Origin of the sequence: Promicromonospora sp. NPDC057488 (genome assembly GCF_042802395.1) — a bacterium.
GTDB lineage: Bacteria > Actinomycetota > Actinomycetes > Actinomycetales > Cellulomonadaceae > Promicromonospora.
In genome coordinates, this window is sequence record NZ_JBHVEG010000027.1 from 15,379 (window position 1) to 40,835 (window position 25,457).

22 protein-coding genes are annotated in these 25,457 nt (G+C 73.0%); 5 read left to right on the forward strand and 17 right to left on the reverse strand.

Annotated elements, in window-relative coordinates; genetic code table 11:
- Position 1: 1 nt before the first annotated feature.
- Positions 2-682, reverse strand: coding sequence for a response regulator (locus ACFU5G_RS08070; protein ID WP_377242543.1), 681 nt, complete (start codon positions 680-682; stop codon positions 2-4).
- Positions 679-2,076 (reverse strand): sensor histidine kinase, encoded by a 1,398-nt coding sequence (locus tag ACFU5G_RS08075; protein WP_377242545.1) that lies wholly within the window; start codon positions 2,074-2,076, stop codon positions 679-681. The genes ACFU5G_RS08070 and ACFU5G_RS08075 overlap by 4 nt, the downstream gene beginning before the upstream one ends.
- A gap of 108 nt (positions 2,077-2,184) precedes the next feature.
- On the opposite strand from ACFU5G_RS08075, the gene ACFU5G_RS08080 reads away from it, so the two are divergent.
- Positions 2,185-3,072: a GAP family protein gene (locus ACFU5G_RS08080; RefSeq protein ID WP_377242547.1), complete on the forward strand. Its 888-nt coding sequence runs from the start codon at positions 2,185-2,187 to the stop codon at positions 3,070-3,072.
- Between the two features lie 19 nt (positions 3,073-3,091).
- Here ACFU5G_RS08080 and ACFU5G_RS08085 read toward each other — a convergent pair whose 3' ends face one another.
- The 5 genes from ACFU5G_RS08085 to ACFU5G_RS08105 form a co-directional block, all read right to left on the reverse strand.
- Positions 3,092-4,222, reverse strand: coding sequence for a branched-chain amino acid aminotransferase (locus tag ACFU5G_RS08085; RefSeq protein WP_121384385.1), 1,131 nt, complete (start codon positions 4,220-4,222; stop codon positions 3,092-3,094).
- Between the two features lie 157 nt (positions 4,223-4,379).
- Positions 4,380-5,438 carry a 3-isopropylmalate dehydrogenase gene (locus ACFU5G_RS08090; RefSeq protein ID WP_377242549.1) on the reverse strand — a complete coding sequence of 353 codons (1,059 nt, stop codon included), beginning with the start codon at positions 5,436-5,438 and terminating at the stop codon, positions 4,380-4,382.
- Positions 5,439-5,582: 144 nt separating this feature from the next.
- Positions 5,583-6,113, reverse strand: coding sequence for a pyridoxamine 5'-phosphate oxidase family protein (locus tag ACFU5G_RS08095; RefSeq protein ID WP_377242551.1), 531 nt, complete (start codon positions 6,111-6,113; stop codon positions 5,583-5,585).
- Positions 6,114-6,154: 41 nt separating this feature from the next.
- The gene (locus ACFU5G_RS08100; protein WP_377242553.1) at positions 6,155-6,553 is read right to left on the reverse strand and encodes a VOC family protein; all 399 of its coding nucleotides are present in this window, start codon (positions 6,551-6,553) and stop codon (positions 6,155-6,157) included.
- A gap of 188 nt (positions 6,554-6,741) precedes the next feature.
- Positions 6,742-7,488: an ASCH domain-containing protein gene (locus ACFU5G_RS08105; protein WP_377242555.1), complete on the reverse strand. Its 747-nt coding sequence runs from the start codon at positions 7,486-7,488 to the stop codon at positions 6,742-6,744.
- Between the two features lie 204 nt (positions 7,489-7,692).
- Here ACFU5G_RS08105 and ACFU5G_RS08110 point away from each other — a divergent pair, with 204 nt between their 5' ends.
- The 3 genes from ACFU5G_RS08110 to ACFU5G_RS08120 all read left to right on the forward strand — a co-directional run bounded on the left by ACFU5G_RS08110 (position 7,693) and on the right by ACFU5G_RS08120 (position 10,835).
- The gene (locus ACFU5G_RS08110; RefSeq protein WP_377242557.1) at positions 7,693-8,961 is read left to right on the forward strand and encodes a glycine betaine/L-proline ABC transporter ATP-binding protein; all 1,269 of its coding nucleotides are present in this window, start codon (positions 7,693-7,695) and stop codon (positions 8,959-8,961) included.
- On the forward strand, positions 8,954-9,877 hold the full coding sequence (locus tag ACFU5G_RS08115) for an ABC transporter permease (RefSeq protein WP_377242558.1): 924 nt from the start codon (positions 8,954-8,956) through the stop codon (positions 9,875-9,877). Before ACFU5G_RS08110 ends, ACFU5G_RS08115 begins: the two co-directional genes overlap by 8 nt.
- 64 nt (positions 9,878-9,941) lie before the next feature.
- A complete protein-coding gene (locus ACFU5G_RS08120; protein ID WP_377242560.1) occupies positions 9,942-10,835 on the forward strand; it encodes a glycine betaine ABC transporter substrate-binding protein in 894 nt (297 codons plus the stop codon).
- A 106-nt stretch (positions 10,836-10,941) separates the two neighbouring features.
- Here ACFU5G_RS08120 and ilvC read toward each other — a convergent pair whose 3' ends face one another.
- The 10 genes from ilvC to ACFU5G_RS08170 form a co-directional block, all read right to left on the reverse strand.
- Entirely contained in the window at positions 10,942-11,970 is a 1,029-nt protein-coding gene (gene ilvC / locus ACFU5G_RS08125) for a ketol-acid reductoisomerase (protein WP_020013645.1), read from the reverse strand.
- A 57-nt stretch (positions 11,971-12,027) separates the two neighbouring features.
- Positions 12,028-12,552: an acetolactate synthase small subunit gene (gene ilvN / locus ACFU5G_RS08130; protein ID WP_020013644.1), complete on the reverse strand. Its 525-nt coding sequence runs from the start codon at positions 12,550-12,552 to the stop codon at positions 12,028-12,030.
- A gap of 5 nt (positions 12,553-12,557) precedes the next feature.
- Entirely contained in the window at positions 12,558-14,435 is a 1,878-nt protein-coding gene (locus tag ACFU5G_RS08135) for an acetolactate synthase large subunit (RefSeq protein WP_377242562.1), read from the reverse strand.
- Between the two features lie 342 nt (positions 14,436-14,777).
- Positions 14,778-15,542: a hypothetical protein gene (locus ACFU5G_RS08140; protein WP_377242564.1), complete on the reverse strand. Its 765-nt coding sequence runs from the start codon at positions 15,540-15,542 to the stop codon at positions 14,778-14,780.
- Positions 15,539-18,211: an ATP-binding cassette domain-containing protein gene (locus ACFU5G_RS08145; RefSeq protein ID WP_377242566.1), complete on the reverse strand. Its 2,673-nt coding sequence runs from the start codon at positions 18,209-18,211 to the stop codon at positions 15,539-15,541. Before ACFU5G_RS08145 ends, ACFU5G_RS08140 begins: the two co-directional genes overlap by 4 nt.
- Positions 18,212-18,297: 86 nt before the next feature.
- Complete coding sequence (locus tag ACFU5G_RS08150; RefSeq protein WP_377242568.1) at positions 18,298-19,272, reverse strand: NAD-dependent epimerase/dehydratase family protein; 975 nt, start codon at positions 19,270-19,272, stop codon at positions 18,298-18,300.
- Positions 19,269-21,185 carry a class I adenylate-forming enzyme family protein gene (locus ACFU5G_RS08155; RefSeq protein WP_377242570.1) on the reverse strand — a complete coding sequence of 639 codons (1,917 nt, stop codon included), beginning with the start codon at positions 21,183-21,185 and terminating at the stop codon, positions 19,269-19,271. The genes ACFU5G_RS08150 and ACFU5G_RS08155 overlap by 4 nt, the downstream gene beginning before the upstream one ends.
- Positions 21,182-22,477: a cytochrome P450 gene (locus ACFU5G_RS08160; protein WP_377242572.1), complete on the reverse strand. Its 1,296-nt coding sequence runs from the start codon at positions 22,475-22,477 to the stop codon at positions 21,182-21,184. The genes ACFU5G_RS08155 and ACFU5G_RS08160 overlap by 4 nt, the downstream gene beginning before the upstream one ends.
- On the reverse strand, positions 22,474-23,253 hold the full coding sequence (locus tag ACFU5G_RS08165; RefSeq protein WP_377242574.1) for a glycosyltransferase: 780 nt from the start codon (positions 23,251-23,253) through the stop codon (positions 22,474-22,476). Before ACFU5G_RS08165 ends, ACFU5G_RS08160 begins: the two co-directional genes overlap by 4 nt.
- A complete protein-coding gene (locus ACFU5G_RS08170) occupies positions 23,247-24,410 on the reverse strand; it encodes a 3-oxoacyl-ACP synthase III family protein (protein ID WP_377242576.1) in 1,164 nt (387 codons plus the stop codon). Before ACFU5G_RS08170 ends, ACFU5G_RS08165 begins: the two co-directional genes overlap by 7 nt.
- A 136-nt stretch (positions 24,411-24,546) precedes the next feature.
- Here ACFU5G_RS08170 and ACFU5G_RS08175 point away from each other — a divergent pair, with 136 nt between their 5' ends.
- Positions 24,547-25,455 (forward strand): ABC transporter ATP-binding protein, encoded by a 909-nt coding sequence (locus ACFU5G_RS08175; protein ID WP_377242578.1) that lies wholly within the window; start codon positions 24,547-24,549, stop codon positions 25,453-25,455.
- Positions 25,456-25,457 lie beyond the last annotated feature (2 nt).

Consider the following 25,457-nt stretch of genomic DNA (forward strand, 5'->3'; position numbering starts at 1 on the left):
CTCAGGCCAGGCCCGCGTCCCGGGCGGCGATCGCCGCCTGGACGCGGGAGGTCACGCCGAGCTTGGCGAGCACCCGCGACACGTGGGTCTTGGCCGTGGCCTCGCTGATGGTCAGCGCGGCGGCGAGCTCCGCGTTCGACAGGCCCGAGCCGAGGCCCGCGAGCACGTCACGCTCCCGCGGGGTCAGGTCGGCGGGCAGGCCCGCCGCACCGGTCCCGTCCCCGTTCGCGCCGACGACGCCGTTCCGGTCACCCGGGCGGGCGCGGGGCGCGGACAGCTCCGCGATGATCCGCCTGGTGATCTCCGGCGCCACGACGCCGTCCCCGGCGGCGACGTGCCGGACGGCGTCCACCAGCGCGGACGCCTCGGCGGTCTTCAGCAGAAAGCCCGCGGCGCCGGCCCGGAGGGCGCCGAACACGTACTCGTCCAGGTCGAAGGTCGTGAGCACCAGGACCTCGGCCAGCCCCTCGTCGACGATCTGCCGGGTCGCGGTGACGCCGTCGGTCCCCGGCATGCGCACGTCCATCAGCACCACGTCGGGACGCAGCGCGCGGGCGTTCGTGACCGCGACGGCGCCGTCGCCGGCCTCGCCGATCACCTCGATGTCGCCGGCCGTGGCGAGCAGCATGCGCAGGCCCGCCCGGATCGCCGCGTGGTCGTCGGCGAGCAGGACGCGGATCACGCGTGGACCTCCGGCGTCGGCCGCTCTGGTAACGGCCGCTCCGGAGCCGAGCCCGCCCCGGCCCGGTCAGGAAGGGGCAGGACGGCGCGGACCAGCCACGCCGCCCCGGGCGTGGCGTGGGGCGACGGCGGTGCGTCGGTGCCGGCGTCACCCGGACCCGCCCAGAACGACCCGCCGAGGGACTCGACGCGCTCCCGCATCGACACCAGGCCGATCCCGGTGCCCTCGCCGCCGTCCCCCTGCACCTGAGACCCCGGCACGTGAGATCCCTGTGCATGAGATCCCGGCACGTGAGGTCCCGGCACATGGCCCGTCCCCACGTCGCGCACCTCGATCTCGAGCCGCCCGCCGGCGGCGAAGCTCAGGTCGGCCCGGGCGCCGCCGTGCCGGTGGACGTTCGTCAGCGCCTCCCGGACCACCCGGTACACCGCGTGGTCCACCGCGGCGGGCAGGGGCGTCGCGCCCGTCAGGACGCCGTCGGGGTCGGAGACGGCCAGGTCCAGGCCGGCGAGCCGCGCCTGCTCGATCACCGGGGCGAGCTGGGCGGCCCGCGACGGCGCCACGTCCTCCGGCCCCACGTCGTCGGCCCGCAGCACGCGGATCATCGCCTGCATGTCCTGCAGCGAGGCCAGGCTCTCCGCGCGGATGCTGCGCAGCGCGGCCCGGTCCCGTTCCGGCTCGGCGGCCCCCGCGAGCGCCCCGCCCGAGGTGATGGCGATGGCGGAGAGGTGCGAGGCGACGACGTCGTGCAGGTCGCGGGCGACGGTGGCCCGTTCGGCGCGGACGGCGTCGTGCCGCGAGGCCTCGGCGAGGCGGAGCAGCGCGGCGCCGCGTTCGCGCTCGAGCCGTTCCCGTTCGCGGGCGGCGGCGGTGAGCTCGCGGCCCTGCCGCACGTTGGTGCCCCACCACATGGGTGTGACCAGCAGGGTCAGGGCCTGGAGCCCGACGAGGACCGTCGGCCGGAGCCCGCCCGTCACGACGGCGATGGTGATCATCAGCGCCGTGGTCAGGATCGCGACCCCGACGATGCTGACCCGCCGCGCGGTCCGGGTGCCGTGCAGGTGGACGGCGTACAGCGCCTCCCAGAGGACGACGATGAGGCCGACGCTGCCGCCGAGCACGACGTCGACCACGAAGGCGACGGTGGCGACGCCGAGCACGGTGAGCGGGTGGATCCGGCGCCAGATCAGCGCGGTGCAGCCGATGGCTGCCGGGATCGCGAACCACCAGGACGGTACGTCGGGCAGGCCGCTCCAGGACGTCCGGATCAGGCCGAGCGCGTCGAGCGCCAGGGCGGTGATCAGGATTCCCGCCGCGGTGATCATGTCGCCGCGCCGGTCCTCGGCCGTGACGACCTTGGCGACGGGCGCGATCAGCTCGGACAGGCGGGGCATGCGTCCATCTCAGCACGACGCGGCGCGCGACGGGTCATCCGAAGGATGTACGGGGTCTCGGCGGTTCGGCGGATGTGCTCGTGCGCGGCGGGCACCAGGCTGGACGGCATGGACCTCATCTCCGGCGAGCTCACGGGTGCCGCGCTGATCGGTGCGCTGGCCGTGCTCGCGCTCATCGACTCGACGAGCTTCGGCACCCTGCTCATCCCCGTGTGGCTGCTCATGTCGCCCGGCCGGGTGCGCGTGGGCCGGATGATCGTCTACCTCGGCTCGATCGCCGGCTTCTACGCCCTGGTCGGGCTGGCGATCCTCCTGGGGGCTGGCGCGCTGGGCGACACGCTGTCGTCTCTGTCCAGCTCACGCCCGTTCCTGGTCGCGCAGCTCCTGGTCGGCGTCGGCCTGTTCGCGTGGAGCTTCAAGCTCGAGCCGTCCAAGGAGCGGAAGGCCGCCGACGCGGCGGCTGCCGGGCAGGCCGGCGGGGCGGGAACAGGCGGAGCGGCAGCAGGCGGAGCGTTGGCGGGCCCGACGCCGGCCGGCGCCGCCACACCGGCGGTCGGCACTTCGGGCACCGCGGGCACCGCGGACACCGCGTCCGGCGCGGCCCTCCCGGCGCGCCCGGGCAGGTTGACCCGCTGGCGCGAGCGCGCGCTCGGGAGCGACTCCGGCAGCTGGCCCGCGCTGGCCGGGCTGGCGGTCGGGGCCGGTCTGGTCGAGGTCGCGTCGATGCTGCCCTACCTCGCCGCGCTGGGCCTGATCGGCACGCAGGGTCCGGGGTGGCCGGCGTCGGGCCTCTGGGTCCTGGGCTACTGCCTGGTCATGATCCTGCCGGCCCTCGTGCTGACCGCCGCGCGGGTGTTCGCGTCGCGGCTGGTGGAGCGGCCGCTCGGCCGCCTGGACCGCTGGCTGACGCGGAACGCGGCGAGCACGACGGCGTGGGTAGTCGGCATCGTCGGGTTCCTCGTGGCCCGCGACGCGATCGGCCGCCTCTGGGGCTGACCGACCGCGCCGACAGCGATCAGGCCAGGCGCCGCATCCAGCCGTGCCGGTCCTCGGCGCGGCCGTACTGGATGTCGGTGAGCTCCTGGCGGATGGCCATCGTGAGCTCGCCCGGCTCGCCGCCGTTGACCTCGTGGTCGAACGTCGAGCCGGCGAGCCGCCCCACCGGCGTCACGACGGCGGCGGTGCCGCACGCGAAGAACTCCTTGACGGCGCCGGACTCGAGGCCCGCGACGACCTCGGCGAGCGGGATGCGCCGCTCCACCACGTCGTAGCCGCGGTCGGCGGCGAGCTGCAGCACGGAGCCGCGCGTGATGCCCTCCAGGATCGAGCCGAGCTCCGGGGTGTGCAGCGTGCCGTCCTCCATCACGACGAAAACGTTCATGCCGCCGAGCTCTTCGAGGTAGGTGTTGGTGGCCGCGTCCAGGAAGCACACCTGGTCGAAGCCCTCCTTCTGGGCCTCGAGCTGCGGCAGGAGGCTCGCGGCGTAGTTGCCGCCGAACTTCGCGTCGCCGGTGCCTCCGGGCGGTCCTGCCCGGTGGTACTCCTGGGACACGTAGATCGACACGGGGCGCACGCCGCCAGCGAAGTACGGGCCCACGGGCGAGGCGATCACGAGGTACTCGACCTCGAGCGACGGGCGCACGCCGAGGAACACCTCGGACGCGTACATGAAGGGCCGCAGGTAGAGGGACGAGTCCTCGCCGTCCGGCACCCAGTCGATGTCGGTGCGGACCAGCGCGGCGAGCGAGCCGATGAAGTCGTCCACGCTCAGCGACGGCAGCGCGAGGCGGTGCGCCGACCGGGCGAAGCGCGCGGCGTTCTGGTCCGGGCGGAACGTCCAGACCGAGCCGTCGGCGTGCTTGTAGGCCTTGAGGCCCTCGAAGATCTCCTGCGCGTAGTGCAGGACGGCGGTGGCCGGGTCGAGCAGCAGCGGACCGTACTTCTCGATCCGCCGGTCCTTCCAGCCGTCGGCGCTGCTCCAGGAGATGCGCGCCATGTGGTCGGAGAACTTGGTCCCGAACTTCGGGGCGCGGAGCGCCTCGACGCGGTCCTCGTCCGACGTCGGCGCGTCGGTGGGCCGCACGTCGAAGAGCGCCACCAGGTCTTCGAGCCTGGTCGGGAGGATGGGGTCCGTCGTAGTTGTCATGTCGATGCCTTTCACCGGAATGCTGCTGTCAGTCTTCCACGCCCGGCAAGGCGGCGGAGCGATCCGAGCCGGACGTCTGCCCGGACGGCTCCCGACATACGAGAGCGGCGCCCGGGGATCGGTCTGCGAGACCCGGGCGCCGCCTTCGTGGAGCGTGCTACCCGATCACGCGGGCCGTGATGTCGCGGCCTACCTGGTCGGTCGTGCGTACTACGTCACCGCGCGACGCGAGGTCGGCGGCGACGGCGTCCTGGACGCGCGCGGACTCGGCCGCGAAGCCCAGGTGGTCGAGCAGCAGGGCGACGGAGAGGATCGTCGCGGTGGGGTCGGCCTTGCCCTGGCCGGCGATGTCGGGCGCGGAGCCGTGCACCGGCTCGAACATCGACGGCGCGGTGCGGTCCGGGTTGATGTTGGCCGAAGCCGCCAGCCCGATGCCGCCCGAGATCGCGGCGGCCTGGTCGGTGAGGATGTCGCCGAACAGGTTGTCCGTGACGATGACGTCGAACCGGCTCGGGTTCGTCGTCAGGTAGATGGTCGCGGCGTCCACGTGCGCGTAGTCGGTGGTGACGTCGGGGAACTCCGCGTTGACCGCCTCGACCGTGCGGCGCCACAGGTGGCCGGCGTGCACCAGCACGTTGTGCTTGTGCACCAGCGTGAGGTGCTTGCGGGGACGGGCCGCGGCACGCGCGAAGGCGTCCCGCACCACGCGCTCGACGCCGAACGCGGTGTTGACGCTGACCTCGGTGGCGATCTCGGCGGGGGTGCCGACGCGCAGCGCGCCGCCGTTGCCCACGTACGGGCCCTCGGTGCCCTCGCGGACGACCACGAAGTCGATCTCGCCCGGGTCGGCGAGCGGGCTGGAGACGCCCTCGAACAGCTTGGTCGGGCGCAGGTTCACGTAGTGGTCCAGCGCGAAGCGCAGCTTGAGCAGCAGCCCGCGCTCCAGCACGCCGCTCGGGACCGACGGGTCGCCGATCGCGCCGAGCAGGATCGCGTCCTGGGTCTTGATCCGCGCGAGGTCCTCGTCGGTGAGGGTCTCGCCGGTCGCGTGCCAGCGCCGCGCACCGAGGTCGAACTCGGTGGTGGAGAGCTTGGTACCCGACGGCGCCAGCGCCGCCTCGAGGACGGAGAGACCCTGCTCCACGACCTCGGTACCGATGCCGTCACCCGCGACGACCGCGAGATTGATGCCGTCTGTAGTAGCCACCTGTGCCATGTCCGGAGCCTACGCGTGCCGTCACCCTGCTGAGACGCGGGTCTCACGGTATGGACGAAACCCGGGGCTGTGTGGCGGATGGGGAATGGGCTGGGCAGCGGGCTTGGTAGTGAGCTCGGTCGTGGGCAGAGCGACCGGCCCGGTTCAGTCGAACTCGAAGGACGTCGCGCCGCCCTCCTCCCGCACGTACAGCGCCGTCGCCCGGGTGGGCGTCACACGGTAGACGTGCCACGGCGCCGGACCCGCGGACGGGGCGCTGTACGGCGCGGTGAGCGCCGTGCCGGACGCGTCCGGCTCGCACGGCCAGCCGCCCTCGTTGAGCCGCCGGGACACCTCGGCCACCTCCTCCCGGTCCGTGACCAGGCGCGCCGTGCCGTCCACGACCGTGTCGTAGTCGGCAGTCGCCACCGCGACGGCGCACCGCGGGTCACGCTCCAGGTTCCGGACCTTGAGCGCCGTGCGGCCGGACACCAACCAGTAGGCGCCGTCGAACCAGATGGCGCCGATGCCGGTGACGTGCGGGCTCCCGTCCGCGTTGACCGTGGTGAGCCAGTGCGAGTGCCGGTCCGGGCCGCCGGTGCCCGGAGCCTGCGTGAGCCGGTCCAGGTTGGCCGCCACGGGCGCCCACTCCAGGGTCGGCAGGTCGTAGAGGGTCGCTAGATTCTTGGTCTTCATACCCTGGCCGACCGCCCGGGCGGCCGGAACTCATCGGCGGCCTACTGGTCCCGGGCCGACAGCACGCAGAACTCGTTGCCGTCCGGGTCGGCCAGCACGGTCCAGGTCGCCTCGGCCGGCTGGCCGACGTCGATCACGGTGGCACCCAGGCCGACCAGCCGCGCGATCTCGGCGTCCCGGTCGTCGCTCGTGTGCGGCGCGAAGTCCCAGTGCAGCCGGTTCTTACCGGTCTTCTCGTGCTCGACCGGGACGAACACCATGCCCGGCGGCACCTGGTGGAAGTCCAGCTTGCCGGAGAGCTCGAGCGCCCACGGCGGCACCACGACCACCTCCGAGTCCAGGTCGAACACGACCTCCCAGCCCAGGGCCTCGGCCCACCAGCGGGCCAGCTTCCGGTGGTCCGTGGACTCCACCACGTTCGAGTACCAGCGCAGCGCCATCGCCTTCACCTCTCGTCGAGACCGATGCCCCACACCGTAGGCCGAGCCACTGACACTGGGCCCCCGACGTCGCGCACCGTTCGCCGAACGTAGGCTTCGTCGCCGCAAGAGCCTTCCTTGCGGCGACGAAGACTACGTTCGACGGCTCTACCTGGCCATGGTGAGCAGCACCGGGGCCAGACGTCGGCTCAGGGCTTCGGGTAGAGGAGCTCGAAACGCTCGCACACGATCGGCATGTCCGCCGAGAACTCGCGACCCTCGGCCAGGGTGCGGCGGAAGTACGCCTCGTGCCCCGCGCGCCACGACTCCAGCGTGCGGTCGTCCTCGCCCTCCGCGGCCGCGAAGTCGTCGTCGACCTCGTCGAACGTAGTGGTCTCGACGTTCGTGGTGCGGATCAGCGCGCGCGGGTGCCGCTCGCCGTCCAGCAGGATCGACAGCTCGCCGACCACGGGGAGCGGCGCGCCCTCGTCGTCGTAGTCCCACAGGGCCGACGACGTCGCCGTCTTGTCCCCCGACAGGACCGCGGCGAGGAGCGTCTCCGCCAGCTCGGGCTCGTCGCCGAACGACCAGGCGGGCGGCGGCACGGTCTCGCTCACGGTGTGCCCGACGACGATGCTCGCCTTGGCCATGCCGGCGTACTGGCGGGTCGCGCCCCAGAAGTCGAGCACCTCGGCGGCGAGCTCGGCGTCCTCCACCGGCACCGACTCGGGGTCGAACGTCGCCGGATCGAACGTCGCCGGGTCGAACTCCTCCGCCTCGGCCCCAGCGGGCTCGGCCGCAGCGGGCTCAGCCCCAGCAGCCTGAGCCGCAGCAGACTCCGCCTCAACCGCCTCGGCCCCAGCAGCCTCACGCTCCGCACTCTCGCGGGACTCCGCCCGGGCGGCGGCGGTCGGCTCGTTGTCGTCCGCTGCCTGCGGATTCGCGTCGTTGGTCACGGGGACATCTTGCCCTAACGGCCCGTGCCGGACGACGTCCGGGGAGCCGTAACGAACACTGAACGATCCGATAACGAACGCTTACCTAATTTGCATGTGCGTGACTAGACATGGTCTGGTGAAGGGCGGTTCACGTTGTACCGACATATTTTCCTGGAATTTTCCTGCCACCAGACCAATTTCCCGCCAAGACAAGGGGGCTTCGTGCCAGCTATCGAGGCACACCACCTGTACAAGGTGTTCGGCCGCAAGGGTCGCGAGGGCGTCAAGCGCCTCGAGGCCGGCGCCGGCACCGACGAGCTGAAGGATGCGGGTCTGACACCCGCGGTGATCGACGCGTCGTTCACCGTGGAAGAGGGAGAGATCTTCGTCGTCATGGGCCTGTCCGGGTCCGGCAAGTCGACGCTGATCCGCATGATCAACGGGCTCCACGCCCCGACCTCCGGGCACGTGGAGCTGTACGGCGAGAACATCACCGCCGCCACCGGCAAGGACCTGCGCCGTCTGCGGCGCCAGCGGATCAGCATGGTGTTCCAGCACTTCGCGCTGTTCCCGCACCGCTCGGTCATCGACAACGCCGCCTACGGCCTGGAGACCCAGGGCGTAGGCAAGGAGGAGCGTCGCGCGCGGGCGCACGAGGCGCTCGAGCTGTGCGGCCTGAGCGGCTGGGACGAGAACCTGCCCAGCGAGCTCTCGGGCGGCATGCAGCAGCGCGTGGGCCTGGCCCGCGCCCTCGCCGCCGACACCGACATCCTGCTGATGGACGAGGCGTTCAGCGCGCTGGACCCCCTGATCCGCCGGGACATGCAGGACCAGCTGATCGAGCTGCAGCAGAAGCTCGGCAAGACGATCCTGTTCATCACCCACGACCTCAACGAGGCCATGCGCATCGGCGACCGGATCGCCATGATGCGCAACGGGCGGATCGTCCAGGTCGGCACCGCCGAGGAGATCCTCACGGACCCGGCGAACGACTACGTCGCGCAGTTCGTCGCCGACGTCGACCGGACCCGCGTCCTGACGGCGGCGTCCGTCATGGAGAAGCCGGCCGCCGTCCTCGGGGCCGAGCAGGGGCCGCGCGCCGCGCACAAGCTGATGCGTGAGCACCAGATCCCGGCCATGTTCGTCACCGGACGCGACCGCACCCTGAAGGGGTACGTGACCGAGGACGAGGTCGGCCGGCACCTGGAGCAGAAGGACCTCACCGGCCTGCTGCACCCGGTCCCGGACGGCGCCAGGGTGTCCCCCGACACCTCGCTCGCCGACCTCTTCGGCCCGGCGGCCGAGACCCCGGCCATCGCCGTGGTCGACGACGCCGGGCGGCTCAGCGGCGTCGTCCCGCGCATCACCCTGCTCTCGGCGCTCGCCGCGCACGCAGAGACCGACGTCGCGGACGCTCCCGTGACCGCCGACCACGAGACCAAGGACCACGAGACCAAGGACGACGAGACCAAGGAGGCCGCCCGTGCCTGAGAGCGCCGCCCCCGTGACGATCGTGCCGCCGATCCCGATCGGCACCTGGCTCGAGACCGGCTTCACCTGGTTCAAGCAGACGTTCGACGCGCTGTTCGACGTGATCGGCGACCTGATCACCGGCGCCATCAACGGGATCGCCGACCCGCTCCTGGCCCTGGACCCGCTGGTCCTCGCGATCATCCTCGCGCTGCTCGGCTGGCTCCTGCGCAACTGGAAGCTCGGGGTCGGGACCCTGGTGGGCCTCGTCCTGATCATCGGGATGGACATGTGGGAGCCCGCCGTCCAGACCCTCGCCCTCGTGGTGGTCGCGACCGTGGTGGCCCTGGTCCTCGGCATCCCGCTGGGCATCCTCGCGGCCCGCTCGCCCGTGGTCAGCCGCATCGTCAAGCCCGTCATGGACTTCATGCAGACCATGCCCGGCATGGTCTGGCTGCTGCCCGTGCTCAAGCTGTTCAGCATCGGCGTGGCCGGCGCCCTGGTCGCCACGGTGATCTTCGCGCTGCCCCCGGCGGTCCGGCTCACCGAGCTCGGCATCCGCCAGGTCGACGGCGAGGTCGTCGAGGCCGGGCAGGCCTTCGGCGCCGGACCCCGGCAGATCCTCAAGGACATCCAGCTGCCCCTGGCCCTGCCGACCGTGATGGCCGGCGTCAACCAGGTGATCATGCTGGCCCTGTCGATGGCCGTGATCGCGGGCCTGGTCGGCGGCGGCGGCCTCGGCAACGAGGTGGTCGGCGCGATCTCGACCCTCAACCTCGCCCGCGGTTTCGACGCCGGCATCTCCGTGGTGATCCTGGCGATCTTCCTGGACCGCCTGACGGCGTCGATCGGCTCCCGCCGTCCGGGTCACGGCCGCCTGCGCGAGCTGCGCGAGCGGTTCACCCGGACCCCGGCGACCGCCGCCAGCGCCTCCTGACCCTTTTTCCCAGACCTACCTCCATACATAACGAACCCCAGATATACGAAACGGAAGGACACCGATGATCGGCACGACCGGCAAGCGGATCGGAGCGGCCGCACTGGCTCTCGGCCTGGGCCTGAGCCTCACGGCATGCGCCTCGGGCGACGAGAGCGGCGACGGCGACAAGACCATCACGCTGGGCATCATTCCCTCGTGGACCGACGGCCTGAGCACCGCGTACCTGTGGAAGAACATCCTCGAGGAGGACGGCTACACGGTCGAGATCACCGAGATCAACGACGCCGCGCCGCTGTACACCGGGCTCGCGGAAGGTGACATCGACATCTTCCCGTCCGCGTGGCCCGAGGTGACCCACGCCGCCTACATGGACGAGTACGGCGACGACCTCGAGGACCTCGGCACCTACTACGACGGCGCCAAGCTGACCATGGCCGTCCCCGAGTACTCCGAGCTCCAGTCCATCGAGGACCTCATCGGCAAGAGCGCCGACTACGACGGCAAGATCGTCGGCATCGAGGCGGGCGCGGGCCTGACCAAGGCCACGCAGGAGCAGGTCATCCCGGAGTACGGCCTGGACGCCGACGGCTGGACGCTGCAGACGTCCTCCACCCCGGCCATGCTGAACGCCCTCGACGAGGCCGTCCAGGCCCAGGAGGACATCGTCGTCACGCTGTGGCGGCCGTTCTGGGCGAACAACACGTTCCCCGTGCGCGACCTCGAGGACCCGAAGGGCGCCCTCGGCGAGGCGGAGGGCCTGCACGAGCTGGCCACCGCCGGGTTCAGCGAGGAGTACCCCGAGGTCGCCGAGATGATCGGCAAGGCCAAGCTGGACGACGAGCAGTACGGCAGCCTGGAGGACCAGGTCGTCAACGAGCACGAGGGCGACCCGGCTGCCGGCGTCGAGGCCTGGCTCGCGGACAACCAGGACTGGGTCGACTCGCTCAAGAGCTGACCTTCCCCGGAACTCCCCGGAACGCGACAGCGCCCCGCCCTCCGTACGGAGGGCGGGGCGCTGTTCTTGGCCTGCCGACCCGGCTCGGGTCAGCCAACAGCTCGGGTCAGCGAGCGGCCGAGCCCTCGACGTAGTCCGAGTCGGCCGGCTTGATCCACGAGAACATCTTGCGCAGCTCGCGGCCCGTGGCCTCGATCGGGTGCTGCTCGCCCTTGGCGCGCAGCTCCTTGAACTCGGGCGCGCCCGCGTCCTGGTCCGCGATGAAGCGCTCGGCGAAGGCGCCGTTCTGGATGTCGGCCAGCACGGCCTTCATGTTCTCCTTGACGCGCGGGTCGATGACGCGCGGGCCGGAGACGTAGTCGCCGTACTCGGCGGTGTCCGAGACGGACCAGCGCTGCTTGGCGATGCCGCCCTCGACCATCAGGTCGACGATCAGCTTGAGCTCGTGCAGCACCTCGAAGTACGCGACCTCCGGCTGGTAGCCGGCCTCGGTCAGCGTCTCGAAACCGTACTGGACCAGCTGCGACGCGCCACCGCACAGGACGGCCTGCTCGCCGAACAGGTCGGTCTCGGTCTCCTCGGTGAACGTCGTCTTGATGCCGCCGGCGCGCAGGCCGCCGATGCCCTTGGCGTACGAGAGCGCCAGCTCCCAGGCGGTGCCGGACGCGTCCTGCTCCACCGCGACGATCACGGGCACGCCGCGGCCGTCGGCGAACTCGCGACGCACGATGTGACCCGGGCCCTTGGGGGCGACCATGAGCACGTCGTGGCCGGCCTCGGGCTTGATGTAGCCGTAGCGGATGTTGAAGCCGTGCCCGAAGACGAGCGCGGCGCCCTCCTTGAGGTTCGGCGCGATGTCCTCGGCGTACAGGTGCCGCTGCACCTGGTCCGGCGCGAGGATGACCACCACGTCGGCGTCGCGCACGGCGTCCGGCACGGTCGCCACGGCGAGGCCCTCGTTCTCGGCCTTGGTGCGGGAGGAGGAACCCTCGCGCAGGCCGACGGTCACCTGGGCGCCGGAGTCGCGCAGGTTCAGGGCGTGCGCGTGGCCCTGGCTGCCGTAACCGATCACAGCGACCTTCTTCTGCTGGATGATCGACAGGTCAGCGTCGTCGTCGTAGAACAGCTCAGCCACGGTTCTTGCTCCTCAGTTGATTACTCGGGTGGAAAGAAGTATCGATGGGTCGCGCGCTCAAGCGGACCTCACCGCGCGCTCGAACGCGCGGTCGGTGATGGACCGGGCGCCCCGGCCGATGGCCAGTGTGCCGGACTTGACGATCTCACGGACGCCGTACGGTTCCAGCGCCGCGAGGAGCGAGTCGAGCTTCGCCGCCGGTCCGGTGGCCTCGATGACCACGGAGTCCGGCACGACGTCGACGACGCGCGCCCGGAACATCTCGACGACTTCCAGCACCCCGGTACGGGTGGCGGCGTCTGCCCGCACCTTGACGAGCAGCAGCTCGCGGTGCACGGACGACTCGGGTTCGAGCTCGACGATCTTGATCACGTGGATGAGCTTGTTGAGCTGCTTCGTGACCTGTTCCAGGGGGTGTTCCTCGACGTCGACCACCACGGTGATGCGCGAGATCTCCTCGTGCTCCGTGGGGCCGACGGCCAGGGAGTGGATGTTGAACGCGCGACGGGCGAACAGTCCGGCGACGCGCGTGAGCACGCCGGGCTTGTTCTCCACGAGCACGGACAGGGTGTGCCTCGACATGGGGGTCAGTCCTCTCGCTCCCACGCCGGCGAGATGCCGCGTGCGTACTGGATGTCGTCGTTGCTCACGCCGGCGGCGACCATGGGCCACACCATCGCGTCACGCGAGACGGTGAAGTCCACGACCACGGGCCGGTCGTCGATCTCGTTGGCCCGCTTGATCGCGGCGTCGACGTCGGAGGCGTGCTCCACGCGGATGCCCTCGCAGCCGTACGCGTCGGCGAGCTTCACGAAGTCGGGCACGCGCATGGTGCCGTGCCCGGTGTGCAGGTCGGTGTTGGAGTAGCGCGACTCGTAGAAGAGCGTCTGCCACTGCCGCACCATGCCCAGCGAGCTGTTGTTGATCAGCGCCACCTTGATGGGGATGTCGTTGATCGTGCAGGTGGCGAGCTCCTGGTTGGTCATCTGGAAGCAGCCGTCGCCGTCCACGGCCCACACGGTACGGTCCGGCTGGCCCACCTTCGCGCCCATCGCGGCGGGGATGGAGTAGCCCATCGTGCCGAGGCCGCCGGAGTTGATCCAGGTGTTGGGGTGCTCGTAGCTGATGAACTGGGCGGCCCACATCTGGTGCTGCCCCACGCCGGCGACGTAGATCGCGTCCGGCCCGGTCATCTCGCCCAGGCGCTGGATCACATGCTGCGGCGAGAGGTGGCCGTCCTCGGGCTCGGTGTAGCCGCGGGGGTAGGTGCGGCGCCACTCGTCGAGCTGCCGCCACCAGCCCTCGACGTCCGGCTTCCCGTGCGCCTCGTGCTCCTTGGCCAGCTCGGGCAGCAGGTCGCCGATGACCTCGCGGAGGTCGCCCACGATCGGCACGTCGGCCTCGCGGTTCTTGCCGATCTCGGCGGGGTCGATGTCCGCGTGGATGATCGCGGCCAGCGGCGCGAAGCTCGACAGCTTGCCGGTCACGCGGTCGTCGAACCGGGCGCCGAGCGCGAACACGAGGTCCGCCTTCTGCAGTGCCGCGACGGCGGGCACCGTGCCGTGCATGCCGGGCATGCCCAGGTGCTGCGGGTGGCTGTCGGGCACCGCGCCGCGCGCCATCAGCGTCGTGACGACGGGCGCCCCGGACAGGTCGACGAGCTGGCGCAGCAGGTCCGCCGCGCCCGCGCGGATCACGCCGCCGCCCACGTACAGCACCGGCCGCCGGGCCGTGGCCAGCAGCTTCGCGGCCTCGCGGATCTGCTTGGAGTGCGGCTTGGTCACGGGGTGGTAGCCCGGCAGGTTCAGCTCCTGCGGCCACGAGAACGTGGTGCGCGACTGCATCGCCGACTTCGCGATGTCCACCAGCACCGGGCCCGGCCGGCCCGTCGAGGCGATGTGGAACGCCTCCGCGATGGTGCGCGGGATCTCCGCCGGGTCCGTGACCAGGTAGGAGTGCTTGGTGATCGGCATCGTGATGCCGACGATGTCCGCCTCCTGGAACGCATCCGTCCCGATCGCGGCGCTCGCGACCTGGCCGGTGATCGCCACCATCGGGATCGAGTCCATGTTCGCGTCCGCGATGGGCGTCACCAGGTTGGTGGCGCCGGGGCCCGACGTCGCCATGGTGACGCCGACGCGGCCCGTCGCGTGGGCGTAGCCCGACGCCGCGTGGCCGCCGCCCTGCTCGTGCCGCACCAGGATGTGCCGCAGCTTGGCGGAGTCCATCAGCGGGTCGTACGTGGGCAGGATCGCGCCGCCGGGAATGCCGAAGACGACGTCCGCACCGACCTCCTCAAGGGAGCGGACGATCGACTGCGCCCCCGTCACCTCCTCCGGCCCGACGCGCGGTGCCGCGACCTCGGTCTCGGCCCTGCCGCCTACGCGGGACCGAAGCTCGGTGCGCACCTGGTCACGCGCCTCGGCGCGCGCGGCGATCTGTGCGGGTGTCGGTGTGCCGGTCATACGGATCTCCTGCCGTCGCGCCCCGTCCTGGGGCGAAAGCGAGCGTTCGTGACAACAAAAAAACCCCGGGTCCTTTGGTGAGAAGGACTGCCAGGGTGAGCGCGCGGACGATGCCTGTGCTGGGCCTAGGCCGCGCGCTCAGGAAGTACTACGAGAATGATCGTCTGCACGCCACGCACGTTACGCCGAAAACCAGCCGGTGTCACCCAGCGGGCCAAAGGTCCCACGATCCGAGACACCACGGCTGTCCAGCCGCGGAATCACGGGGCTCGCGGGGAGTTCGGCCCGCTGCCCCCAGCCTACGTCCGGGCGTAGGTCTGGGCGTACGTCTGGGCGTATCTCTCAGCGGATGTCCCGGCGCCGGAAGACCACGGAGCCGAGCAGGGCCAGCACCACCGCGATCCCCAGCATCAGGAGCCCGCTGTGCAGCAGGGGGTCCGCCAGCAGACCGTCGCCGGACGGGACGGTGCGCGTGCCGCGCACCCAGGCGTCCGCGTTGCTGAACGGCAGCCAGTTCCCGACGCCGGAGGACGCCCCCAGCACCACCTGCTCCTCGACCAGGAACCACGCCACGGCGAGCCCGACCGCCACCCACCAGCGGCGCACCAGCAGGCCGAGCGCCGCACCGCTGACCGCCGCGCACACCGCGAGGGCGAGCACGCGCACACCGCACCAGACGAGGGCCTCCGCCAGGTCCGACGGCGTGCCACCCAGCACCCCGGCGCGCTGGTGCGTCCAGTACATGCCGAACGCGAGCACCGCACAGGCCGCCGCGATGCCGGGCACCACCGCCAGCCCGGCCGCCGCCAGCTTGGTCCAGTAGACGCGGCCGCGCCGGGGCTCGACGGTCAGCACCGCCCGGGTCCCGCCCGACGCCGCCGCCCCGGTCACCAGCAGCACGCCCGCCACGTAGGCGAGGAACACCGACGTCATCGCGTAGAACGAGATCTGCCCCTGCTCGAGCATCGCCGCCAGCGTCGACGCCTCCGGCTCGAACGCCGTCATGGCGACCGCGAGTGCGACGTGCGCCAGCATCGCCACGGCGATCCACCGGATCGCCGGCCGCGCGGCGAACCGGCGCAGCTCGGCCCACAGCAGCCCCATCATCGCCTCCCCTTGGAACGCTTCTTGCCCCTGCCGGAGCCCTGCCGGCTCGAACCCTGCCCTGAACCCTGCTGTCTCGGCCTCTGCTGACCAGGATGCGGCCGTCCCGGGCCCGCCCCGTCGTCCGGTTCCGTGTCGTCGGGTTCCGTGTCGTCCGGGTCGGGATCGTCGGACCAGTCGTCGTACGCGTCGCCGTCGTCCCGGCCGGTGTGCTCCGGGTCGGTGTCGTCCCACGCGTCACGGTCGGGGTCGACGTCGTCCCACGCGGTGCCGTCCAGATCGCTGTCGTCCGGTTCGGTGTCGTCCGGTTCGGTGTCGTCCGGTTCGGTGTCGTCCGGTTCGAGGTCCTCGTGCCCGGCGAGCTCCGCCTCGAGCCGTTCGAGCTCGAGGTCGTCCGGTTCCCGATCCTCCGCCTCCGGCGCCCCCGACTCAAGCCCCTTCGGGTCGCTCGCCGCATCCTGGCCGCCGGACGTCTCCGCCGCACGCCGGCCCAGCAGCGACCGGGCCCCGTCCTGCCGGGCCGACAGCCGGGTCGTCCGTGCCTCGGCGGCCTCCTGCTTCCGGGCGGCCCGGGCGTCGGACTCGGCCTGCTTGGCGTCGAGCGCCGCCTGCCTGGCGTCGGCCCGCGCCTGTTCCGCGGTGGCCTTCGCGGACTCCTTCTCCGCGGACGCCGCCTCCTTGGCGTCGGCCTCGGCCTGCTTCTGCGCCGTCCGGTCGTCGATCCTGGCCTGCTTGGCGTCGGCCTTCGCCTGCCGCTCGTCGGCCCTGCTCTGCTTCGCGGCGGCCTTGGCGTCCTCCGCGGCCTGCTTCTCGGCCTGCCGGGCCTCTACGGCGGCGCGCTTCGTCTCTGCGGCGGCCTGCTTGGCCGCGGCCTTCGCGTCCGCTGCGGCCTGCCGCTCGGCGAGCCGCGCCTCCTCGGCCGCCTGCTTCTCCGCAACCTTGGCGTCGAACTCGGCCCGACGCTGGGCGAACCTCGACAGCTTCGGCGACGGGTCGGCCTCGCCGGACTCAGCTCCCGCGACCTTCGCATCCGCCGCGGACGTCGGAGCCGGCTTCGAGGTGGCTCGCGCCGAGTCCGCGGCCGGCGCACCGGGCTTCCCGGCAGCAGACTTCGCGGCACCGGGCTTCGCGTCGCCCGGGCTCTCGACCGCGGAGGTCGTCGTCGAAACGCCGGCAGACTTTGCGGCAGCAGACTTTGCGGCAGGCAGCTTTGCGGCAGACGGCTTGGCGGCAACGGGGTTTCCGCCGCCAGGCTTCGGAGCATCAGGCTTCGCAGCAGCCGGCTTCGCGGCGGCAGACTTTCCAGCACCAGGCTTCGCGACAGCAGGCTTCCCGGCTGTGGCCTTTTCAGACACGCCCTTCACAGCACCACTCTTCGCAGCACTGTCCTTCACAACGCTGCCCTTCGCGCCAAGGGCCCCCGCCGCACCCCGCGCTGCAGCCACCACCTCGGCCACCGCCTGCGGGCTCGCCGGCCTCCGGGACTCCTTCGCGGCGGCCCGTTCCGCCCGCGCTGTCTCCTTCGCCGCGGCGCGCGCGTCGAGCGCCGCCTGCTTCGCCGCCGCCCGTTCGTCGGCCGCGGCCTGCTTCGCCGCCGCGTCCTCGGCCGCCTTGGTCTCGGCAGCCGCCTGCCGAGCGGCCTCCGCCTTGTCGGCCTTGCGCTGCTCGGCGGCCTTCTTCCGCTCCGCAGCCTTGCGCTCGGCGACCTTGCGGGCCGCCCGTTCCTCGGCGCGGCTCGGCGGAACCGGCGTCGGCACCACCACCGGGCGCAGGCGTCCGACGACGGCGGCCAGGTCCTCCCGCTGCGGCACCAGCTCGCCCGCGAAGAGCTTCTGCTTGGCGAGCGCGCGGGAGATCTCCGCGGGCTCGGCGACGTCGTCCACGTGCAGGGTCTCGCCGTCGGCGCGCACCTTGAACCCCGCGGCGCTCAGGGCCGCGGCCGCCTTCGCCGGCTCGTCCACCCCCACGCGGACGCTGACCCGGGCGTCGCCCAGGAGCTCGGCGACGCTCCCCTGCGCGAGGACGCGTCCGCCGTCGAGCACGGTCACGGTGTCCGCGATCTGCTGGGCCTCCGTGAGCACGCCGGTCGCGATCAGCACCGTGGTGCCCCGGTCCGCGAGGCGGCGCAGGGCCTGGCGGATCTCGCGGGTGCCCACGGCGTCGAGCCCCGCGCTGGGGTCGTCGACCACCAGGAGGTCGGGATCGCGCAGCAGCGCGGCCGCGAGCGCCAGGCGGCGTCCTTCGTCGGCCGAGTAGGTGCCGTAGGGCGCCTTGGCGCGGTCGGCGAGGACCACGCGGGTAAGCAGCTCGTCGACCCGGGCGCGGGGCACGCCGGCCGCGCTCGCGAGGAGGGCCAGGTTGCGGCGTCCGCTCAGCCGGGGCTGGAAGCCCGGGTCGCCGACGACGGCGCCGATGCGGCCCGCGAGGTCGGGCAGGCCGTCGGGGACGTGCGTGCCGAAGATCCGCATGGCTCCGCCGTCCGCGTGGGCGAGACCGGTGAGCAGGCGCAGCGTGGTGGTCTTGCCGGAGCCCGCGAGCCCGAGTAGCGCGTGCACGCCGCCGGCCGGAATCCGCAGGTCGATGCCGTCCACGCCCACGGCGCGGCCGCGTACCGAGCGGTACGCCTTGCGCAGCTCGAGCGTCTCGATCGCGACGACGTTCCCTGGAATCACCCGCACAGGGTAGGGCATTCCGGACAGCCTCCGAGCGTGTCAGACGTACAGGTCACGGGAGGGACCTGTACGTCTGACACGTCGGGCTACCAGCTCATCGCGCCGTGCAGTGACGTCGGCGCGGGGTCCACGCCGAGGCGTTCCCGCAGCACCGTGAGGTCGTAGGTGCGCTCCATCGCGAGGTGGCTGATGGCGTAGCGCGTCAGGCGCGGCTCGCGCCCGGTCCACCGGGCGACGCGCTCCCCCACCCAGGCCAGCGCGTTGGCCAGCCGCAGCGGGATCTCCACCACCTGGACCGGGCGGAACCGGGCGAACATCAGCAGCTCGAGCGTCTGGTGGAGGTCGACGGGGCTGGCGTCGGCAACGTTCGCGACGAGCGGGCGCCCGGCGGCGATCTCGGGCTGGACGTCCACGTCCAGGGCGGCGCGCACGGCGCGAGCCAGGGTGTCGACGTGCGTGAGGTGCTGGCGCACCCGGCCGCCGGCCGGCAGCGGCAGCCAGGCGCCGATCGCCGCGGACTCGAGCCGCGGCAGCAGCGTCGTGTCGCCCGGGCCGTAGACCGCGTGCGGCCGCAGCACGACGACGGGCCCGCGGTCCTCGCGCGCGGCGTCAGCCGCGAGGTACCGCTCGGCGGCGGCCTTCGTCCTGCCGTAGGCGTTCAGGTAGCCGCGCGCAGGCGCCTCGGCCTCGGTCGCGGCGACGCTCGGCGTCCGCGGGTCGTACACGCTGCCCGACGACAGGTGGACGAACCGCGCGCCGGGGAACGTCTCGCGCACCGCGCGGGTGCCCTCGACGTTGACCACCCAGGCGCGGGCGTGGCTGCCGCCGTCGCCGACGGCCGCTCCGCAGTGCACGACGACGTCGACGTCCTCGGGCCGGTCCTCCTTGGGCAGCGGGCCGTCGCGCAGGTCCCAGAACTGGTGGGCGACCCGGTCGAGGAGCTCGGCGGGTACACGCGGGACGCGTCGCGAGAACGCGATCACCTCGTGCCCGTGCGCCGCGAGGTCCCGCACCACAGCCCCACCAACAAAACCCGACGAACCGGTCACTGCCACCCTCATGCGCGCACTGTACCCGCGAGAGGTGAAACCAGGCCGACCAGGGCATGACGGTCCGGTTTCCGGGACCGGCCCGCCAGCGGTACGTGCGACGCCTCGACCACCAGGTCGGGCAGCGCGCCGTGGTCCAGGACCTGCCCCACCTGGGCCTCGACCGCCCGCGCCAGGTCCGTGCCGGCCCGCACCCGCGGGGTGCCCTGGTTCCGGAGGGTGCCCTGCTCCCGCGAGGCGCCCTGGTCCCGCGGTGCGCCCTCGGCCGTCACCACGAGGACCACCCGCTCGTCGCCGTCGGGCATCGGGACGCCCACCATGACGGCGTCGGCGACCCCGGGCAGGTCCCGCAGCCGGGGCTCGAAGAGGCCCGGGTAGATGTTCACCGTGCCGCGGATGATCATGTCCCGGTTGCGGCCCACCAGCACGATCCGGCCCTCCGCGTCCTGGTAGGCCAGGTCACCCGTGCGGTGCTCGGTCGCGCGGGGCTTGCCCGCGTCGAGGTCCGCCAGGTACCCCGCCATCAGGGACGGCCCCGTGAGCACCAGCTCGCCCACCGCGGGACCGTTGCCGGGCCCACCGGCTCCGCCGTCCGTGTCGGCTCCGGCGTCCTCGTCTGCTCCGGCGTCCGTGTCTGCTCTGCCGTCCGTGTCGGCGCCGGTCGGGTCCTCGTCCAGCCCGATGACGGCGGTGTCGATCCGCACGCCGATGCCGTCCAGCGGGCGGCCCACGAGGTCGCCCGACGCTCCGCCGGCCGTCCCCGATGCGCCGGCGGCCGCGATCTTCTCGTCGGCGTCGGTCATCGCGGCGGGCAGGATCTCGGTGGCGCCGTAGACGGCGATCCAGCGCGTCCGCGGCAGGACCCGCCGGCCGCGTTCGAGCAGCGCGACGGTCACCGGCGCGGCCCCGACCGCCAGCACGGCCGGGCCGTCGGCACTCCCCGGGGCCCGACCCGCGGCCCGACCCGCGGCGAGGTCCGCACCGCCGCCACCGCCACCAACACCCCGCGCCTCCAGGACGTCGAGCAGCGCGGTCACGTCGGCGGGTACCAGGAACGAGGAGTCGGCGCCCGCGACCCCACGCGCGAACGCCTCCGGGGCGTCCTTGGGCGCGCGCGCCGGGATCTCCCACGTGCCGCCCGACAGGACCGCCGGGAGCCCGAGGAACATCTGGTCGGTGTGCGCCCGCTGACCGGCCCGCAGTCCGCCCACCTGAGCGAACAGGCCCAGCATGCCGCCGAGCGTGCCCGCCGTGTGCACCACGGCCTTGGGTTCGGCCGTGGTCCCGGACGTGAAGACGATCAACGCCGGGTCGCCGCCGTCCGCCCCGCCGTCCGCCCCGCCGTCCGCCCCGTCCGCCGTCGGGCGAGCCGCCATCGGCAGAGCCGCAGTCGGAAGGACCGCCGTCGGAAGGACCCTGTCCGCGAGGAGCCGCGCGGCACGTCGCGCGCCCCGCGGGACCCCGGGCAGCCAGCTGCCGGAGTACAGGTGCCGCACGGGCAGCCGCCCGTAGTCGGGCAGCAGCAGCCCGCGCGACCGGGCGATGCCGCGCAGCGGCCCCGACGACGCCGCGTACAGCAGGGCCTCGGTCGCCGCCCAGCGGGGCCGCGCCGCCGCGATCCGGGCGGCGAACAGCTCCGGCGTCGAGCCGGGGTCCACGAAGACGACGGCGCCGCCCGCGCGCAGGATCGCGAGGCACAGGATGACGCCCTCGGGCCGGGGCCGGATGCTGAACAGCACCCGGTCGCCGGGCTCCATGCCGAGCGCTCGCAGCCCGGACGCAGTCCGCTCGACGCGCTCCGCGAGCCCGGCGAACGTGACCTCCTCGCGCACGCGAGCGCCGTCGCGGCCGCCGAACCAGCGCAGCGCCACGGCGTCGGGCGTCTCCCGGGCCAGGGACGCCAGGGCGTCCAGGAAGTGGGTCATGCGATCTCCCCCAGGCTCAGCTCCAGCGACCGGTACGCCGGGACCAGCACGCCCCGCGCGGCCCGGCGCCGCCCCACGACCGGGACGCGCCCGTCGGTCGTCGCGGCCGCGAGCGCGTCCAGGACGGCGTCCACCTGCGCCATCGCGAGCGGCATGCCGAGGCAGAAGTGCGGGCCCGCGCCGAACCACAGGTGCCGCACCGCGGGGTCGACGGGCCGGTCGGGATCGAAGCCGCCGGCAGCCCGGCAGCAGTTGACGGTGGCGATCACCACGCGCTCCCCCGCGGCGACGGGCAGCCCGCCCACTGACGCGGCGGCCCGCACCGAGCGCAGCATCGCCGGCGTCGGCACCGTGACGCGCAGCCCTTCCTCGACGGCCCGGCGCCGCAGCGCGGCGTCGTCCGCCAGCAGCCGCGCGGTCCAGCCGGTGTCGTGCGCGATCGCGACGAGCCGGGGCACAAGCGACTGGATGGTCTCCGTCCCGGTGAGCACGAACGCGCCGACGGCGCCCATCGCCTCCCGCTCGGACAGCCCGAGGTCGCGCATGCGCCCCGGCACGGTCGCCGGGTCCCCGGCGCGGTAGGCCGCCCGGGCGGGCGCGGTCAGCCGCTCCAGCACCTCGCGCGCCCGCACCACCTGGGACCGCGTGAGCCCGTGGCGGTGCAGCCGCACCATCCCGGTGATCGTCTGCGCGGCCGACATCGCGGAGCGCACGGCGTCGTCCGTCGGCGGCAGGCCGACCATCCCGCAGATCACCGCGCCGGCCTGCGCCGTCACGGCGGCCGCCAGGTCGACCCGTTCGCCCGCGGCGAGCCGCCGCGTCAGGTCCGGCAGCACGCCGCCGCCGTCCGCGCCGCCGTCCGCCACGTCATCCGCCACGTCAGCCCCGCCACCCCCGGACACCAGCTCCCGCACCGCCCGGGGCGAGAACAGCGGCCCGAGCGCGCGCCGGAGCGCGGCATGCTCCGCGCCCTCCATGTTGAGCAGCACGGACGGCCCCAGAACGGGCGTCCACAGGTCCGACGGCGCTCCCGGGCCCACCTTGGAGAAGTGGTCGAGGTCGAGCAGCACCTCGCGCGCGATCGCGGCGTCGCTCACCACCACGCCGATGCGCGGGACCCGCACCACCGGCCGTCCGCGCGCGGACCGGAGCGCCGGGTACGCGAGCGGGTGCGCGGCGCGCTGCACCCGCTCCTCCCAGAGCGCCTCGGGCGCGGCCGACCCACCACGCCCGACGGCGTCCGCCGGGCGTCCGTCGACCGGGCGTCCGTCGACGGGCAGGGCCGCCGTCATCGGATGTCCACGACCTCGGGCCGGTAGCGGTGGTCGGCGTACCAGCCGAGCGTGCGCACCAGGCCCCACGCGTGCACGCGGCGCGTCGACGCCCGCACCCAGACCTCGCGGTGCTCCGCGTACCGCGTGGTCAGCCGGCGCACCGCGTTGACCAGGGCGCGGTCCTCGTGCACGTCCTCGATCCGGGTGCGCGGGAACCCGCCCGCCCGCTCGTACAGGGACGCTGTGATCGCCATGTTGCAGCCCGGCGCCATCACGTACGGCCCCAGGTACCCCTCGTCCTGGTTACCGGGTCGCACCTTGCCGAACGCGCTGGAGACCCACAGCGCGAACGACAGCACGCCCTGCTGGAACCGGGAGACCGGCAGGTCGTCCGCGCGCGGCACGAGCCGCCCGGCGACCAGCTCGTCGCCCGACGCGAACGCCGCGCGCACCGCGCGGGTCCACCCGGGCGGCGGCAGGCAGTCGGCGTCGGTCCGCGCCAGCAGCCCGGCGCCCAGGGCGATCGCGGTCCGCATCCCCGTGTCGGCAGCGGCCCCGGTCCCCTTCTCGGGCTCGGTCACCACCTGCCAGCGCAGCCGCCCCCACTCGGCGATCGCCTTGCGGACGACGTCGGGGGTGCCGTCGGTGGAGCCGTTGTCCACCACGACCAGGTCGAAGTCGTCGTCCTCCTGGACGTGCAACGCCTCGAGGGTGCGCAGGATCCCGTGCTCGTGCGCCTCGTTCAGCGCCGGCACGACGACGGCGAGGCGGGCTCTGCTCTCCGGGGTCACCACCGAACCACCATCGCACCCATGCTGATGCCGCCCGCGAGCCCGAGGAGCAGCACCACGTCGCCGCGGCGCAGCCGGCCCGACTCCAGGGCCGTCACGAGCTGCAGCGGCAGCGTGGCCGAGGCCAGGTTGCCGTGGTCGGCCACCGTGACGATCGTGCGGTCGGCCGGCACGCCGAGCGCCGCGTGCACGTCGGCGAGATAACCGACGGCGACCTGGTGCACCGCGACCAGCGCGACGTCGTCCATGGTCACGCCGGCCTGCTCCAGCGCCTGGTCCACGGGGCCGGGGCCGAGCGCGAGGAACGCCTCGCGCAGCCGCGACCCGTCGATCTCGAAGTAGCTGCGCTCCGGGTCGCGCGGGTTGACGGTGCCGCCGCCCGGCAGCATGCCGACGTCCCAGTGCTGCGACTCGGCGGTGAACGCCGAGCCGAGGATCCCCGACGGGCGGTCGCCGGACGCGACCAGGCCCGCCAGCTCGGCGGCCAGCTCGTCCTCGAAGCCGGACGGCGCCTCGGCCGCCTCCACGAGCACCGCGGCCCCGCCGTCGGACATCGTGTAGCCGGCCGCGGACATGGCGTAGGTCGCCCGGTCGGGCACGTCCCACCGGACGCCGCGCGTCGGCATCTCGCCGCACGCGACCAGCACGCGCCGGTACCGGCCGGTCCCGATGAGGGCCTCGGCCACCTCGATCCCGTTGAGCACCGAGTTGCAGGCGTTCTTGACGTCCATCACGGGCGCCCGGACGCCGAGCTTGGCCGCGGTGATGTGGCTGGTGGCGGGCTCGATCATGTCCTGGGTCGCGGACGCGAAGATCAGCAGGTCGACGTCCTGCGGCCCCAGGCCCGCCCGGTCCAGGAGGGTGCGGGAGGCGGCGACCGCGAGGTCGGAGGCCTGCTGGTCGGCGTCGGCGACGTGGACGCGGCGCACGCCGGTCAGGCGCGACACCATCGGGAGGCGCGGCGCGACCTTCGGGTTCCTGCAGTGCAGGTCGCGCTCGGCCTCGGCCACGTCCCGGGTGCGTTCGGGCAGGTGGACCGCCACCTCGGCGATCCGGGCGACGGGGTGCGGCACCGGCCGGGACGACCGCGGGGTCGACGGCGCGGGCTCGGCGGGTCGGGCGGGAACCGGGCTCAGCACGGCGGCTGGTTCGTGAGGCACCCGGCACAGGTTAGCGGCACCCCTCTCGCCCGGAAGAGGGTCAACCGATCGGTTGACCCGAAGGTCCACCGCGGTCGACCACACCTCTGGCCGACCGGTCGATCCGTGCCGGCACGGTGGCCGAGATGCTGGTGGCATGACGATCATCGAGGTGGAGGACCTGGTCAAACGCTACGGCGAGCGTCCAGTGGTGGACGGAATCAGCTTCGCGGTCGAGCAGGGCGAGATATTCGGCGTGCTGGGCCCCAACGGAGCAGGCAAGACCACGACGGTGGAGTGCGTCGAGGGACTGCGCGTACCTGACAGCGGGACGATCCACGTCTGTGGTCTCGACCCGCGGCGGCAGGAGGCCGAGCTGCGCCAGGTGCTCGGGGCGCAGCTCCAGGAGAGCGAGCTACCCGACAGGCTGACGGTGGGCGAGGCGATGCGGCTCTACAGCTCGTTCTACCGTGCGCCGGCGGACTGGCGGCACCTGATCGAGAGGCTGGGCCTCGGCGAGAAGCTCGACACGCAGTTTCGTCGGCTGTCGGGCGGGCAGAAGCAACGGCTCTCGATCGCCCTGGCTCTCGTGGGCAACCCACGGGTGGTGGTCCTGGACGAGCTCACGACCGGCCTCGACCCTCGAGCGAGGCGCGACACGTGGGAGCTGGTCGAGGCGGTCCGCGACCACGGGACGACGATCGTGCTGGTCACCCACTTCATGGAAGAGGCAGAGCGGCTCTGTGACCGGCTGGCCGTGGTGGACGCGGGCCGGGTGATCGCGATCGACACACCCGCTGGGCTGATCGCCCGAGTCGGCGAGCCGCAGCGCCTCCGCTTCCGGACGTCGGTACCGCTGGACGCGGCGGTGCTGGCCGTGCTGCCCGAGGTGCGGTCGGTCGAGCACGCCGGTGACGAGCTCGTCGTGAGCGGCTCCGGCAACCTGCTCCACGCCGTGACGAAGACCCTCGACCGAGCAGGCGCGGTCCCTGACGGCCTCCGGATCGAGCAGACCTCGCTGGAGGACGCGTTCGTGGCGTTGACCGGCCGACCGATCACCGACTGAGG